Source organism: Agrobacterium sp. GW821-FHT02D03 (assembly GCF_059421725.1).
In genome coordinates this window covers 1,529,795-1,544,372 of the sequence record NZ_JBWKVN010000002.1, presented here as the reverse complement: position 1 = coordinate 1,544,372, position 14,578 = coordinate 1,529,795, and the positions used below count along the sequence as shown (strand labels likewise).

Genomic DNA, 14,578 nt, shown 5'->3' with positions numbered 1-14,578 from the left:
ACGATGGCTGCCAACACCTCGCGCCTCTCGCGCTTCAACAGTCTTGAATTCATCCTTGGCGCAACGTTGACGGTCGTGATCTGCCTTGCCGTCGTTTTCTCTGATGTCCTCTTTCCAGGTGGCGCGGAAAAAATCGATCTGATGGCGCGGCTCGCGAAGCCGTTTGCGAATGCCGCCCATCCATTCGGCACCGACCCGCTCGGCCGTGACGTGCTGGCCCGCGTCGTCGCCGGCGGCAAAATCTCACTCCTCGTTGGCTTCACCTCGGTGATCGGCGCGGTGATCTTCGGCGTGGCGGTTGGGCTCGTGGCGGGTTACTACCGCGGCTTCTGGGACATGCTGGTGATGCGCTTTGCAGACATCCAGCTCGCCATGCCCTTCATCCTGCTCGCGATCACCTTTATCGCGATCGTTGGAGGCAGCCTCACCAATACCATCATCCTGCTGATCGTCTCGCAGTGGGTGCAATATGCCCGTCTCGTGCGCGGCTCGGTGCTGACACTCAGGGAGCGCGAATTCATTCTGTCGGCCCGTGCTATCGGCGTGAAGGACTGGCGCATCATCCTCCAGCATTTGCTGCCAAACCTGATCGGTCCCGTCATCGTGCTGATGACACTGAATGTCGCCAACAACATCCTGCTCGAAAGCAGCCTCACCTTCCTCGGCCTCGGCGTCGATCCCACTATCCCAAGCTGGGGCGGTATGCTGGCGGACGGGCGTACCTATCTTCAGACCGCATGGTGGGTCAGCGTCTTTCCAGGCTTGGCGATCCTTCTGACCGTTCTCGGTCTCAACCTCCTCGGCGACTGGCTTCGCGATAGCCTCGATCCGACCGGCAGAACCTCGAGGTAATCGCCATGAGCCCGCTTTTAAACCAGACTTTCACTCGAACGCTGGACGCTATTGTCGAGCTCGCCATTCCGGGCCAACCGCTGGAAGCCTGGACCTTCGACGACACGGAAAGCCGGAGAGAGGCGGAAAGACGGTTGCGGGAAAAGGGCGTGACTGCCCGCATTCGCAGTGCTTACAAACCTCTTCTCTTTGCCTTTTTGGAAGAGATCGATCTCGATGGTGTCGAGGCGATCGAAGTGCACTTTCCCGTCCATGCCAATGCCCCGGCAAACCGCTTCCGCCTAGAGGCCTATCCGCTCGCGGCTCTGGTTGGTGAGGCGAAAATTGACTTCATTGCCCGTAACGACGGTGACTTTCATTATGATGTCTCGCTGAAGCGCGGGGAGCAGATCGAGAGCGTGACCGTCCTCGCGCCGAACCGGGTGCATACGGACATCGTCGGCGAGATCAATGTCTCGCCCACAGGCTGGTTGAAGCTTGGCCGGCAGCCGGGCGAGCGACTGGCGACGGATTACGAGGAACTCTTCGAAGCAGGCATCAAAGCCGTAGCCGATCATGCCTGGGGCGATCAGGAGCCCTATTTCGAAGAGCTGAACATTCGCGTTGTTCACCCCGCGAAAGACATCTCGTTGCCGGTCGGCGATGAGGTCGTCAGCCTTCGCGAGGCGCTGCACGAGGATTTCTATTTTTCGCTTCTCGAATTTTTCCAGAAAAAATCAGGCCGCCCATTGGGTGATCGAGGTCTGAGACCAGGACAGATCGTGCCTGAAATCGCCAAGAGCAATGGCGAAATTTCTGTTGTCATCGAGACGCGGGCGCTTACCACAGGTTTCTTAGACGGGGATGAGCAGCCGATCGACGCCGCTCAAGAGCCGATTGCGGAAAGCCAGGTGAGGAAGCTCCTGGCCGAAATCGGCGGAGACGCTTTCGAAGCACGGTCCCGTTCCGGACGCATCCTTTCTGCCCGCTACAAATCCGGCGACGATGCCGCGGTGATGATCAGCGGCGGGCAACATCCGAACGAAACGACGGGCATTGTCGGCGCTCTTCGCGCGGCCCGGAAGCTCGGCCAGAGGAAGCAGGCCCACTTTACGATATCGCCGCTGGAGAACCCCGACGGATATGCCGTGCACCAGCGTCTTCGCCTCGACAACCCGCGCCATATGCACCATGCCGCGCGTTACACCGCACTCGGCGACGATCTCGAATATCGAACCTCCGAGAATGCGGGTACCAACCTGTTCGAGAAGGAAATCCGTTTCAAGGCGGAGAAAAAGAGCGATGCCAAGCTGCATGTGAATCTGCATGGCTATCCCTCGCATGAATGGACGCGACCGCTTTCCGGCTATGTGCCCCGCAACTTCGCCATGTGGACATTGCCGAAGGGCTTCTTCCTCATCATCCGCCATCACCCGGACTGGGAACGCCAGGCTGAAGCATTGCTGGACAAGGTCACCGGTCATCTCGGGGCAATCCCCGGTCTTCTCGATTACAACAATCGCCAGATCGCTCTCTATGAAATCCACGCCGGCGAGACGGGTTTTCGGATCATCAACGGCTTCCCATGTCTCTCATCCGTCGATGATCGGCATAACGTCCCGATGACCCTGATCACCGAATACCCCGACGAAACGATCTATGGCGACGATTTCATCGCCGGCCATACAGCGCAGATGGAAACGGTTCTCTCGGCCTATAATGCCTGGCAAGACATCATGCGCGAACGCGCTTCTGCCTGATGCAGGCGCGTCCTCATCAGGGCGCGCCACTGAAGGTGTCGATCAGAGTTTGGCGAAGCGCGCTCATCGGTTGCTCCTTCGTCGTGTCAGCGGGCATCATACCGCTGACAAATCCCTTGGCTTCGAAGCGCGCAACAAGGTCTGCATCGTCGCTGACAATATGCACCGGCACCGCGCGTGACGCACCCTGCCCCGTGATGATCGACGCCGGCTGGTGATCACCGAGGATGACGTAGACCACATCTCGGCGCTGCCTTTCCATGAACTCCCCAAGCGTCGCCAGCGAGTAATCGATGGTCTGTATATATTGGCGACGCACCCGGTCTGGGACGGCCCAGACGACGGACGGCGGGTCGCCGCTGACAGCCTGGTCGTTAAAGGCAGAGCCATCTCCGACCTTGTCCCAATCGATGAGTATCGGCACGGGCGTCCAGGGCGCGTGGCTGGATATGAGCGCGATCTCGGCCATGACCCGTTGTCCGCGCTCATGGGCAGGCTTCAGCGCTAACCGATCAAAGGCAGACAGGGTGTATTGATCCGGCATCGTGACCCAATTGAATGGCTTGCCACGATATTGAAGGCCGGATGCCGACAGGATCTGGTCGTAGCCAAAATAGTCCGCTTCCGGCCACGCCATGGTGATCGCCGGCATGACTGCCACACTGTGCCATCCGGCTTGAGAAAACAGCCGGTTCAAGCTCGGCTGGTGACTGATCATCAGCCGATCGTAGCGTGCCTGACTATCGACCCAGAGCCCGGACAGCAAGGTGCCGTGAGCAAGCCAACTCAGACCTCCAACCGTTGGAGACGTGACCCAGCCACTGGCCACGTGTAAGCCTGCGGCTCCGAGCTGCTGGTCGATGGCACCGAGCCGCCGACCCGTGACATCGGCATAAAGAGGATCTTCGACTGCGGACCGCCCGTAGGACTCCACGAAGACCAGAATGACATCCTTGCCCTTGACCCTTCGGAAAAGATCGCGTCCATCCGTCGGACCGATCCCGGTCGCCAGCTCCTTTTCGAAAGCTTGCATATCCTCCGCGGAGCGGACAACGAGGCTCAGTCTGTTCGACAAATAGACAGGCGTGCGAAGATCGACCCAAGGCAAGCCGAGCCACATCAGCCCCGCCCCGATCACAAGGATTGCCGCAAACGCCGCAGTCAAAATCCGCCGCGTCGATCCCGTTGCGCTGGCCATCCATTTGAGCGACCTCAGAAAGATGCTTGCGACAAGAAGGAAAAGCAGACCGCCGCCGATCAGCGCTGCGAGCGCTGCCGGTGTGCCGATCGTACCCGAAATCAGGATCCAGCCATCCTTCAGCATCTTCAGATCGAGATAGGGATTGAATGGGCGCTGGAAGGCGGACTGGACGCCGATGTCAGCCAGCTTCAGGAAAAGGACGAGAAAGACGATAAAGCCGCATAAGAAAATCACGATGCGCCGCAGCCAGCCCCTCGTCAAAAGCGTGAGAAGGCCGATGAGCGCCCATTCGAGTGGTAGCCTCGTAAACGCTCCCACACCGAACGCGTCGGGGTGATCAGGCAGGTTGAAAGCGAGCAGTGCAGCAACAGAGAAAAGCAATGCGCCGATCGCTGCTTTCAAGTTAATGTGTTTGCGGCTGAACCCGATTTTCCCGTTCACTTCAATCCACTCTCAATGCAGTGCGTATCACTGAGCTGGAAAAGCAGCCAAAATGCAAAGGTCTTCCGCTTGAACAAACTGCGAATAGTCGTCTCTTTCATCACGCTTGCTTTTCTGGCAGCGATCGTCCTGAGAACAGATTTGAATGCTCTTGGACAATCGCTCTCCCGCACCTCGTGGATCGTTGTCGCAGTGTGCCTTGCGCTCGTCCAGCTGCAAATCGTTCTCTCTGCACTTCGCTGGCGTTTCACCTCCCGCCGTCTTGGGCAGGACATCGCCCCGTTGAAGGCAATACGCGAATATTATGTCGCAAGTTTTCTCAACCAGACGCTCCCTGGCGGCGTGGGTGGAGATGCGATCAGAGCATGGCGCATGCGGGGTGACGAACCCGGCGGCTGGCGGCAACCTGCCAAGGCAGTCATATTTGAGAGACTGTCCGGACAGATCGCATTCTTCATTCTCGCGATCGTCGGCCTCAGCGTCTGGCCGTTGATGACGCAGACGGATTTCGGCCAACAGCTGCGGCACTACCTCTTGTTCGCCGGCGCATTGCTTCTGGCCGCAATCGTCGCTCTTTATGTCGCCAAGCCCAAGTGGGCCACGCAAAACGCGTTGCGTGAAGGCCTCGCCGAAGCCTTCGTGCGGCGGGGAGCCTGGATCGTGCAATCCACGACCAGTGCGGGCGTGCTTTCGACCTATGTGATCATATTCTTTATTGCCGCTGGCGCGACGGGCACGCAGCTGCCCTGGGTCGCCTGTCTGACCATTATTCCCTTCTGTCTGGTGGCAATGCTCATCCCGACAGGCTTTGGCGGCTGGGGCACGCGTGAGGCTGCGGCAATGGCGCTCTGGCCGTTGTTGGGAGCCGCACCGCTCGATGGACTGGCGGCGAGCATCACCTATGGCTGGCTGTCGCTCCTTGGCACGGCGCCCGGCGTGATCTTTCTTGCCGCGAGCGCCTTGAAGAGACGACCGAGCCACGCCTGACCACTGCCTCACCGACGATCAATGCGCGCATAGATGTCGCCCGATTTGGCATCGGCCGGCATTGCAGCAAGTTCCGTCAGCATCTGGCTTCCCGTTTTCCACCCTTGCGAAACGAAGCGATGCGTTTCGCCCTCGACGCGATTGAAACGATAGTCGCCGATCGAGGCAAGCTTTGCAATTGCGTCATTAGCAACCGACGGCATGGCGGGAATATACTCGAACGCAATCAGGTCGATGGGCTGGCTCAGGCCTGCCAGAACCGCGGCTTCGGCGCCTTCCACATCGATCTTGATGAAGGCGGGCACCCCGTATTTTTCGATGAGATCATCCAGTCGCACCATGGGCACGGTGACCTTCCCATCCCACTTGACGTGGGAGAACCCTGCATTTTTCTTAACCGCCTCGACAAAGCTGGACGAAACGCTGGTGACAGTTGGGTGACGGCTGGAGATCAGCAGATCGACGCTTCCTCGCGTTGCACCGACAGCCACCCTTTCGAAGCCCTCAAGCTCTTTGCCAAGATGCTTTTCGACGAAGTCAGCAAAGAGAGGCTGGGGCTCGATTGCGACGACCCTCGCTCCGATCTCGATCAGCGTTCGGCTGCGGCTTCCCACATGAGCGCCGATGTCGAAGACAAGCTGCCCAGGAGAGACGAGGGAGCGGTAGAAGCGCTTCAATCCAAAGCGCCGCCACGGCTGACCGTAATAAACGACGAGAGAGCGAGCAAGGCCGAGCGATGACGATAGCTTCCTGGCCACCGTCATGTGCTCACCCGGTTGCGCACGAGATACACAATGTCTGCAGCAAATGAGTAGACGAGCGCCAGGAGTGCCGCCGCCGCCAGATAGTTTGAGACTGGAGCAACCACGGCTGGAACGAGGATGAGGCACAGGATCGACACCTGGACCACACAGACGAACTTGCGCCTGAACGATGAAGGAAGATCAGCCGAGAGTGCCGGAAGAAGCCAACCGGCCGCGACGAAGAAATACCGCATCAGTCCGATCAGCAGCACCCAGGCACCCGCCTTGTCCAGAAGAGCGGCCGCGACCGAGAGGATGAGGATCAGGAAGGCATCCACTTCCATATCGAAGCGAGCGCCAAGCTCGGATTCTTGACGATACCGCCGTGCGAGATAGCCATCTATTCCGTCAAGCGCCAGCGCCACCACAACGACACCAACGAGGATCCACAAGACTGTGTCCGCTTGCTGCAGACTTTCGAAACAGAGCACAGTTGCTGCCGTCAAACTCACGAGCGAGGCTCGAATGGCCGTCACAGTATTGGCATAGCCAAAACGCCGATGTGGATATTGCGGAAGCAGGTAGAGCACGAAGGCAAATATCGCCGAAAGGGACAGCGTTGCGGCAACAACAAAATCCCAACCCAGCGACATTTCCACACGCACCAAAACCGCGACGGCGATGGTGCCGAGCAGCAGGCAGGCGAGATTTGCAAGCGTGTTTCGCACGAGAGGCCTTCGGTCTCTCAAGGTCGCGAGCGACTCGCCCTGTATTAGTGCCATTTTTATCCTCCCGGGATCCTGGACTTATTCGGCTGCGACCAGCGTTTCAAGGTCCATCAGATGCCCGGCACGGACGGTCTTGGTGCGGAGGTAGTTCTGGTTCTCGGCGGTGACGGTGCCCGTTACCGGAGCGCGCGCCTCCACCTCGATACCTCCGGCACGAAGGCCGTTGATCTTGGTTGGATTGTTCGTATAGACGGCGACCTTCTTGATGTTCATATGACCCAACATCGCAACCGCTGCTTCATAACGGCGGTGGTCCTCGGAAAGGCCAAGTTCGGCGTCGGCGTCGATCGTGTCAAGGCCGAGATGCTGGTAGCCATAGGCACGCATTTTCGCGCCGATACCAGTGCCGCGACCTTCCTGGTCAAGATAAAGCAGGACCCCACCGCCAGCCTGCTTCAACAGCGCGAGACCATTGCGCAACTGATCCCCACAGTCGCATTTCAGCGAGTTGCAGAGGTCACCCGTGATACAGGACGAATGGATGCGGATCGGCACGGTGCGCGACACGTCCGGATTGCCAACGACGATCGCAACTTGATCTTTTTGCGCAAGACCGCCGCGAAAAACGACAAACTCGGAATTGCCCAGGTCTTTGAGTGGAACGCGCGTTCTCACCACCTTTTCGAAGCGCTGGAGCGCCATTTCTGTATTCAGCAGGCGTGACGCAGAGAGCTCGCAGCATCCGGCAAAACGCTCAGGCGAGGAAGAAACATCGGCCATGACCATAGCAGGCAGAAGAAGCGCGACACGCGCCAACTCTGCCGTCTGCGATGCAAGTTCGTCGGCTGTCGTCCAAGTCTGAGGACGCTCTGCGCCAAGAACGTAGGACAGCCGCGACGCCTCTTCGAAGCTGACGCCTGAGAGCGGAGTGAGCACGTCTCCACCACCCACAATGCCCAGGCGCGTTGCGCGCGGTGCAGTGAGAAGGAGAGAATGGCTGTTCTCAGTGGTCATCGCAAACTGGTCGTAAATCGAAGGCGCAACGGCATCCAGTGCCAGAACTGCCAGCCGTCGCTCGTTTGAGGAGAAGAGGATTGGGCGACCGTAGCGTAGTTCTGAAACGGCGCGCTCGACTTCAATCTCTGGGGTGGAAAACTGAAAAGCAGCATGGGTGGCAGACGACATGTGACATACTCTCCCTAGATGGTTTTTGTTTTCTACGGAGAAGATCATGGTTGGATTTCTCGCAGACACGGAATTTATTTTAGCAATCCGTACGGAACAAAACGCGTGTCTCGGCAATACGCTCCATTGGAATTCGCATTTATTAGGATCACCATTTTGGCATCAGCATCGGCCGAAGCTTTGAGTAACAAGACCACACTATGCCGGGCGCTGTGGATCGAGACGGCCAACCGTTGCGCCATCAGGCAAGAGAGCATCGAACCTCTTCAGGCAGATCAGGTTCTTGTCCGCACACTCTACAGTGGGATCAGCCGTGGTACCGAATCTCTGGTGCTTGCTGGCAAAGTGCCGCAGAGCGAGTTTGACAGAATGCGCGGCCCTCACATGGAAGGCAGCTTCTCATTTCCGGTAAAGTACGGCTATTCCACAATCGGGAAGATTGAAGCCGGCCCGGACGATCTGATCGGCAAGACGGTATTCTGCCTCCATCCGCATCAGGATCGTTTCGTCACCTCGAAGGACATGATCGCTGTATTGCCGGAAGGTCTTCCCCCGGAGCGTGGCGTTCTCGCAGCAAATATGGAGACGGCACTCAATATCGTCTGGGATGCCATGATCCAACCCGGTGACCGCGTCGCTGTCTTTGGCGCCGGCGTCGTAGGAACCTTGATCGCCAACCTGTCTCGCCGAATTGCGGGCACCGGTACGGTATTGCTGGACAACAATACCGATCGCCGCGCGCATGCTGAGGCCATGGGCATCTCCTTTGCAGAAGCCGGCACGCTCAAGGGCGAATTTGACGTACTGATCAACGCCTCGGCAGCCGGCGCCGCGCTTTCCGAGGCCATTGAACATGCTGGCACCGAGGCGCGCATCGTCGAGGCAAGCTGGTATGGCGACAAGATCATTTCCGTTCCGCTCGGCGGCGCGTTCCACTCAAAGCGCTTGCAGTTGATAAGTTCGCAGGTCGGGGCCGTTCCTCCCTCACGGCGAGCGCGCTGGAGTTTTGGCCGACGCATGGCGAAAGCTTTGGAACTGTTGGCGGACGATAGCCTCGATCACCTCATATCCGGCGAGACAGACTTTGCTGATCTGGCCGACGACTATCCCCGTATCCTTTCATCGCAGACGACGCTCTGCCACCGCATCCGCTACTAACGAAAGAGAGACCATGTTCGCAGTCGAAGTCCGAGACCACATCATGATCGCCCACAGCCTTCCGCGTCCGGTATTCGGACCGGCACAGGGCATGCATGGCGCCACCTTCGTCGTTGATGCGGCGTTCTTCACAAAAGACGTGGACGAAGACGGTCTTGCAGTCGACATCGGGGCGGCAACGACTGTTCTCTCCGAAACCCTGAAGCCCTTGAATTACCAAAACCTCGATGAGCTCGATATCTTCAAGGGTAAGGTCAGCACCACTGAAGTCATCGCTAAACACATTTTCGATCAGTTGGCGGAAGCGGTTGCCGTCAAGCGTCTTGGCCCGGGCAGCCATCGGATTTGCCGCATCCGGGTGCTGTTGCATGAATCGCATGCCGCGCGCGGCTGGTATGAGGCCGACCTTTGATATCAAGGCTGGCCTTTGCCTACCCCGGTGATCTCGAGCTGAAAACCGGGGGCTACGGCTATGATCGCGAAATCATATCGGGGCTCGATCGGCTTGGATGGGCGATCGATCTCATTCCCCTCGGGGAGGGTTTCCCCTCCCCGTCTTCAAACGTTCTGAGAGAGGCTGAAAGGCGGCTTTCCGCGCTGCCTGACGGCATGCTCGTGATGATCGACGGGCTTGCTTTTGGCGTGATGGACGAATGGGCAAAGCGGGAGAAAACGCGCCTCAACATCGTAGCGCTCGTTCATCATCCCTTGGCGCTCGAGACCGGCGTCGGCGAGAGCGATCAAATGCGCTTGCGGCACACCGAAACAAACGCGCTTGCCGCTACGCAGCATGTTTTCGTCACCTCACCGATGACGGCGCGCGAATTGATCGAGAACTTTGGTGTGCCGGAATCCAAGATTAGCGTCGCGGTGCCCGGCACAGCAAAACCGCCGCAAGGTCATAAGACACACAACGAGATCCCGCAGATCCTCTCCGTCGGCTCCCTTACGAGACGAAAAGGCCACGATGTTCTGATCGCATCGCTTGCAACGATCGTCGATCTTTCGTGGCAGGCCAAGATCATCGGCAGCCCAAATCTCGATCCTTCCGTCGCATCGGCTCTGGAGGAGCAGATCAGAGCTCTTTGCCTCAACGACCGCATCACGCTTGCGGGCGAATGCGACGATCTTTCGGCTGCCTATGCCGGTGCCGATATATTCGCTCTTGCCAGCCGGTATGAAGGCTACGGCATGGTGTTTGCGGAAGCACTCTCGTACGGCCTACCGATCGTTGCATGTCATTCGGGCGCCGTGCCGGATGTCGTCCCAAGCGATGCCGGTTTCCTGGTCCCGGTGGATGATGTCGAGGCTGTGGCCTTTGCACTGAGACGCCTCTTGATCGATCCCCACGAGCGAGCTCGCCGGGCCGAGGCTGCCGCATTCGCGGGCGCAGAGCTTCCGACCTGGACCGATACGTCCACCATCATTTCCAACAGATTGAAAGGTTTGATATGAGCGGCTTTGACAAGGAATGGCTTCGCCTTCGTGAACCGGCCGATCGCGCAGCACGATCGTCGTCTCTTGTTGAGACGGTGAAAGCGTACATCGAGTCGCACTCCCCGCGTGTCGTCATGGATATCGGTTGCGGCACGGGATCGACCTTCCGCACCCTCTCGCCGCTTCTGGCCGATGTGGACTGGAAGTTACTGGATTACGAGGCGGTGTTGCTTGACGAAGCAAAACGCCAGATCGGACCGCGGGACGATGTATCATTTCATTGCGCCGACCTGAACACGCTGGACGAGAGTTTGCTCGAGAATGTCGCGGTCGTTACCGCCTCTGCCTTGTTCGACCTCTGCTCGGAGGATTTCTGCCGCCGATTTATCGAGCGATTGGCACGCAAAAAGATCGGACTTTATGCGGCGCTCAACTACGACGGCGTCATGGAATGGTCGATCAAGCACCCTTTGGATAAGGCCGTTGTGGCCGATTTCAACGCGCATCAGCGCACAGACAAGGGTTTCGGACCCGCTCTGGGACCAGACGCCTCCGATTATCTATCGGGCTTGTGCGAGGACGCAGGATTCACCATTGAGACAGCCTCCAGCCAATGGGAGCTTGGACCGGAATCCGAGGCGCTTCAGATCGAGTTTCTTGCGGGGCTTTCCACGCCGATCCAGGAAATCGGAAACATCGACCCCACAGAGTTCAAGCAGTGGCTCGACTTTCGCCTGTCACGCGTTGGCGTAGATGGAAGCCGGTGCATCGTCGGCCACACGGATTTCCTGGCCCTTCCGAACACTTGAATCTGCCTGCGGCTTCAGACAGCAGTCGAAAAGCACATCGCTTCCAAGGCCGTAAATATCGGCCTGAGGGCGGTGAGCATTGCAAAGCTGGGCGATCGGCGAAAGCGAAATGCCGCACGGGCCTGAACCGATGATCAGGGGCGCAATCGCGACATGCAGCCGGTCGACCAGTCCCGCGTCGATGAAGCGGGCGATTGTACGCGCGCCGCCTTCAACAAGAATGCGCTTGAGGCCGCGCTCTGCGAGACAATCAAGAATGTCGCGCGGATCAAGACCGCGGCCGCTGCGCTGGAGCTTTACCACCTCGGCGCGATACGACGTTGCGGGGGCGTCATGCCCTTGAATGACGATCACCGGCGCACCGCCATCATTGAACAGTCCTTCCGTCCCCGTCAGTTCACCTTTGCAGTCGATGATGACACGCGTCGGGCTTGGTCCCTTGACTTCGCGCACGGAGAGCCGGGGATTGTCGTTCTGGACTGTACCAACACCGACGATGACCGCGTCCACAAGCGCGCGGCACCGATGCAGATGCGCCAGACCATCGGGTCCGGAAATGTCGCGGGCATCGCCTGTCGGCGTTGCGACGCGCCCATCGAGCGACTGACCGACCTGCGCGATGACGAAACCGTCCCTTCCTGCTGCAATCGGACCATAGAGCATCAGCGCCGGGTCGGCTTCCTTGCGGCGGAGCGTGTCCTTTCCGTCGCGAATGGAAAGAAGCTTCGTCCAGAGCCTGTCGGTCATGTGAAGGTTGCGCATCGACGTCCCTTTAAAGAATGCGGTAAAGCGTGGCGTCCCGGCGGATCAAATGGTGGAAGATCACAGCCAGCATGTGTAACGCCACCAACGCCAAAATGATCCACGCGCTCCATTCATGGATCGCTGAAAATGTCGGCGCGATGTCTGGAGATTTTCCGATCGGGCTCCAGATGGGCACCAGTCCGAACCACTCAAGGGGAAAGCCATGCGCATTCGTGGCGAGAAAACCCGACACTGGCATGATGATGAGGAAGAGGTAGAGCAGACCATGGACTGAGTGGGCGGCAATCCGCTCCAGCGCCGGTCCCTCTATTGGCGGCGCCCGTCGATACAGCCTGACTCCAACCCTGAGCAACATGACCCAAAGGATGAGAAAGCCAAGGCTTTCATGGACGAGGTAGAAGTCGAGCTTCACTTCATCTTTGACGAAGCCAATCATCAGCCCAAGCGGCCATGTCAGAAAAACCAGGATGGCAACGATCCAGTGCAGCAGCCGAGAAGCGGCACTGTATCTTGGAATATCCGGCAGCGATCGATCACTCATCCTCATGACTCCTCCAGGATTGAGCATCATCATGCCACAACGGACGGAGCCAAGGATAGTTGTCGGCATGAATGGAAATCGGTGCGGTACGTTTGCGAGGCACCGAGTGACCCCAACGTGACCCGATGTCAGGTCACGCTGTTGACCACATTCATTGTGGCCCGATCAGGCCAGTACGAGATGTCCCGGCGAAACTTCACGGTACTCCCTCTTGGGCGCGACATAGCCGACACTGCGGACAGGGCTTTTCAGCTCTTCGATACCGGCATTGCGCCGAATGCCGCGGCGGGCTGGGTCTGGCACAGGCACCGCTGCCATCAGCTTTTTCGTGTAGGCGTGCTGTGGATTGGCAAAGATCTGCGTACGCGGGCCGATTTCGACGATCTCTCCAAGATACATCACCGCCACCCGGTGGCTAACGCGCTCGACAACCGCCATATCATGGCTGATGAAAAGGAAGGCGATTTTGAACTGCTCCTGCAGATCCATCAGCAGATTGCAGACCTGCGCCTTGATCGACACATCAAGGGCGGAGACGCTCTCATCGGCAACGATGACTTTCGGATTGAGCGCGAGAGCGCGAGCAATCGCCACGCGTTGACGCTGACCGCCGGAAAACTCGTGCGGGTAGCGATCCATCATGGTCGATGACAATCCGACCCGCTCCAGCAGATCAGCCGCTTTTCGACGCGCATCCGATGGTGATGCGATGCGGTGCTTGATCATTGGCTCGGCCACAGCAGACCCCACAGTCATGCGCGGATTGAGACTTGAGAACGGGTCCTGGACGATCATCTGCACGCTTCGCCGTAACGAACGCAGGTCCGTTGGGCCGAGCTTCAGCACATCGTAACCGTCGAGAGAGACTTCACCGGACTCCGGCTCCACGAGCCTGGTGATCGACCGGCCCGTCGTGGACTTCCCGCAGCCGGACTCACCCACCAGGGAAAGCGTCTCACCTTGAAAGAGATCGAAGCTGATATTCTCGACAGCATGCACCGCACCCGTCACCCGGCCGAAGAGACCGGAGCGGATGGCAAAGCGCGTGACAAGGTTCTTGACCGAAAGGACCGGCGTCAGGCCGCCCTCCACGGTGTCCGCGACCTCGACGCTCTCGCCCACCTCTCCCGTTTGCATATCGACCTTGGGGAAGCGCAGGGGTCTGCCATGTCCATCCATCGAACCAAGTTTCGGCACTGCTGCCAGAAGTGCGCGCGTGTAGGGATGCTGTCCACGGTGAAAGATATCCGCGGTGTCGCCGGTCTCGACCTGGTCGCCGCGGAACATCACGATGGTGCGATCGGCAATTTCGGCGACGACACCCATATCATGGGTGATGAAGAGGACGGCCATGCCCTCCTCTTCCTGCAAGGTCTTGATCAGGTCGAGGATTTGCCCCTGGATCGTCACGTCGAGCGCGGTCGTCGGTTCATCGGCGATCAGAAGCTTCGGTTTAGAGGCCAGCGCCATGGCGATCATGACACGCTGGCGCATGCCGCCGGAAAATTGATGCGGATACTCGTCGAAACGACCAGCAGCATTGGGAATGCGTACCTTTTCCAGCAGCCGTATCGTTTCGTCCCTGGCTTGACCCTTGGTCATCCCCTTATGCCGGATCAGCACCTCGGAAATCTGCCGCCCGATGGTAAAGACCGGATTGAGCGATGTCATCGGCTCCTGAAAGATCATCGCAACATCATTGCCGCGCACATGGCGCATCTCCTGCTCCGAAAGCGAGAGAATGGCCTTGCCGTTGAGTTCCACCTCACCTTCGATGCGGCTAAACAGGGGATCGAGAAGCCGCATCAGCGATAGCGAGGTAACGCTTTTGCCCGAACCACTTTCACCCACAATCGCGACCGTCTCCCCGGCTTTCACCTCGAAGGAAAGTCCGCGGACCACCGTCTTCCATTCGTCATCGACCTTGAAGGAGGTCGTCAGGTTTTTGACACGCAGAACTGTTTCGGTAGACGTCTGCCCATTGGCGGTCAT

14 protein-coding genes are annotated in these 14,578 nt (G+C 58.6%); 7 read left to right on the top strand and 7 right to left on the bottom strand.

The annotated features are described in order from the left end of the window. The first annotated feature begins 3 nt into the window (after positions 1–3). Together AC07U5_RS20395 and AC07U5_RS20390 are read left to right on the top strand one after the other, a co-directional pair. A complete protein-coding gene (locus tag AC07U5_RS20395) occupies positions 4–852 on the top strand; it encodes an ABC transporter permease (protein WP_062441393.1) in 849 nt (282 codons plus the stop codon). 5 nt (positions 853–857) lie between these two features. Next, entirely contained in the window at positions 858–2,591 is a 1,734-nt protein-coding gene (locus tag AC07U5_RS20390; RefSeq protein ID WP_494724078.1) for a M14 family metallopeptidase, read from the top strand. Between the two features lie 16 nt (positions 2,592–2,607). Here the strand turns inward: AC07U5_RS20390 and AC07U5_RS20385 are convergent, their stop codons facing one another. Then, positions 2,608–4,194, bottom strand: coding sequence for an LTA synthase family protein (locus AC07U5_RS20385; RefSeq protein ID WP_494724077.1), 1,587 nt, complete (start codon positions 4,192–4,194; stop codon positions 2,608–2,610). A gap of 108 nt (positions 4,195–4,302) precedes the next feature. Here AC07U5_RS20385 and AC07U5_RS20380 point away from each other — a divergent pair, with 108 nt between their 5' ends. Further along, on the top strand, positions 4,303–5,220 hold the full coding sequence (locus AC07U5_RS20380) for a lysylphosphatidylglycerol synthase transmembrane domain-containing protein (protein ID WP_494724076.1): 918 nt from the start codon (positions 4,303–4,305) through the stop codon (positions 5,218–5,220). Between the two features lie 8 nt (positions 5,221–5,228). Here AC07U5_RS20380 and AC07U5_RS20375 read toward each other — a convergent pair whose 3' ends face one another. Genes AC07U5_RS20375 through ribA form a run of 3 tightly spaced genes read right to left on the bottom strand, consistent with a single transcriptional unit; the run spans position 5,229 to position 7,876 of the window. Continuing rightward, on the bottom strand, positions 5,229–5,984 hold the full coding sequence (locus tag AC07U5_RS20375; protein WP_427928466.1) for an FkbM family methyltransferase: 756 nt from the start codon (positions 5,982–5,984) through the stop codon (positions 5,229–5,231). Further along, complete coding sequence (locus AC07U5_RS20370; protein ID WP_427928465.1) at positions 5,981–6,745, bottom strand: CDP-alcohol phosphatidyltransferase family protein; 765 nt, start codon at positions 6,743–6,745, stop codon at positions 5,981–5,983. The genes AC07U5_RS20375 and AC07U5_RS20370 overlap by 4 nt, the downstream gene beginning before the upstream one ends. 24 nt (positions 6,746–6,769) lie before the next feature. Next, on the bottom strand, positions 6,770–7,876 hold the full coding sequence (gene ribA / locus AC07U5_RS20365; RefSeq protein ID WP_494724075.1) for a GTP cyclohydrolase II RibA: 1,107 nt from the start codon (positions 7,874–7,876) through the stop codon (positions 6,770–6,772). 18 nt (positions 7,877–7,894) lie between these two features. Here ribA and AC07U5_RS20360 point away from each other — a divergent pair, with 18 nt between their 5' ends. The 4 genes from AC07U5_RS20360 to AC07U5_RS20345 are packed head-to-tail and all read left to right on the top strand — an operon-like array spanning position 7,895 to position 11,280. Continuing rightward, the gene (locus AC07U5_RS20360; protein ID WP_494724074.1) at positions 7,895–9,034 is read left to right on the top strand and encodes a zinc-dependent alcohol dehydrogenase; all 1,140 of its coding nucleotides are present in this window, start codon (positions 7,895–7,897) and stop codon (positions 9,032–9,034) included. A gap of 13 nt (positions 9,035–9,047) precedes the next feature. Next, positions 9,048–9,446: a 6-pyruvoyl trahydropterin synthase family protein gene (locus AC07U5_RS20355; RefSeq protein ID WP_062424332.1), complete on the top strand. Its 399-nt coding sequence runs from the start codon at positions 9,048–9,050 to the stop codon at positions 9,444–9,446. After that, a complete protein-coding gene (locus AC07U5_RS20350; protein ID WP_427928463.1) occupies positions 9,443–10,489 on the top strand; it encodes a glycosyltransferase family 4 protein in 1,047 nt (348 codons plus the stop codon). Before AC07U5_RS20355 ends, AC07U5_RS20350 begins: the two co-directional genes overlap by 4 nt. After that, positions 10,486–11,280, top strand: a complete 795-nt coding sequence (locus tag AC07U5_RS20345; RefSeq protein ID WP_427928462.1) for a class I SAM-dependent methyltransferase — start codon at positions 10,486–10,488, stop codon at positions 11,278–11,280. Before AC07U5_RS20350 ends, AC07U5_RS20345 begins: the two co-directional genes overlap by 4 nt. Here the strand turns inward: AC07U5_RS20345 and AC07U5_RS20340 are convergent. The 3 genes from AC07U5_RS20340 to AC07U5_RS20330 all read right to left on the bottom strand — a co-directional run bounded on the left by AC07U5_RS20340 (position 11,209) and on the right by AC07U5_RS20330 (position 14,578). Continuing rightward, complete coding sequence (locus AC07U5_RS20340; protein ID WP_494724073.1) at positions 11,209–12,042, bottom strand: RibD family protein; 834 nt, start codon at positions 12,040–12,042, stop codon at positions 11,209–11,211. The genes AC07U5_RS20345 and AC07U5_RS20340 overlap by 72 nt on opposite strands. A gap of 10 nt (positions 12,043–12,052) precedes the next feature. After that, on the bottom strand, positions 12,053–12,616 hold the full coding sequence (locus tag AC07U5_RS20335) for a cytochrome b (RefSeq protein ID WP_427928489.1): 564 nt from the start codon (positions 12,614–12,616) through the stop codon (positions 12,053–12,055). A gap of 135 nt (positions 12,617–12,751) precedes the next feature. Next, positions 12,752–14,578, bottom strand: coding sequence for an ABC transporter ATP-binding protein (locus AC07U5_RS20330; RefSeq protein ID WP_494724072.1), 1,827 nt, complete (start codon positions 14,576–14,578; stop codon positions 12,752–12,754).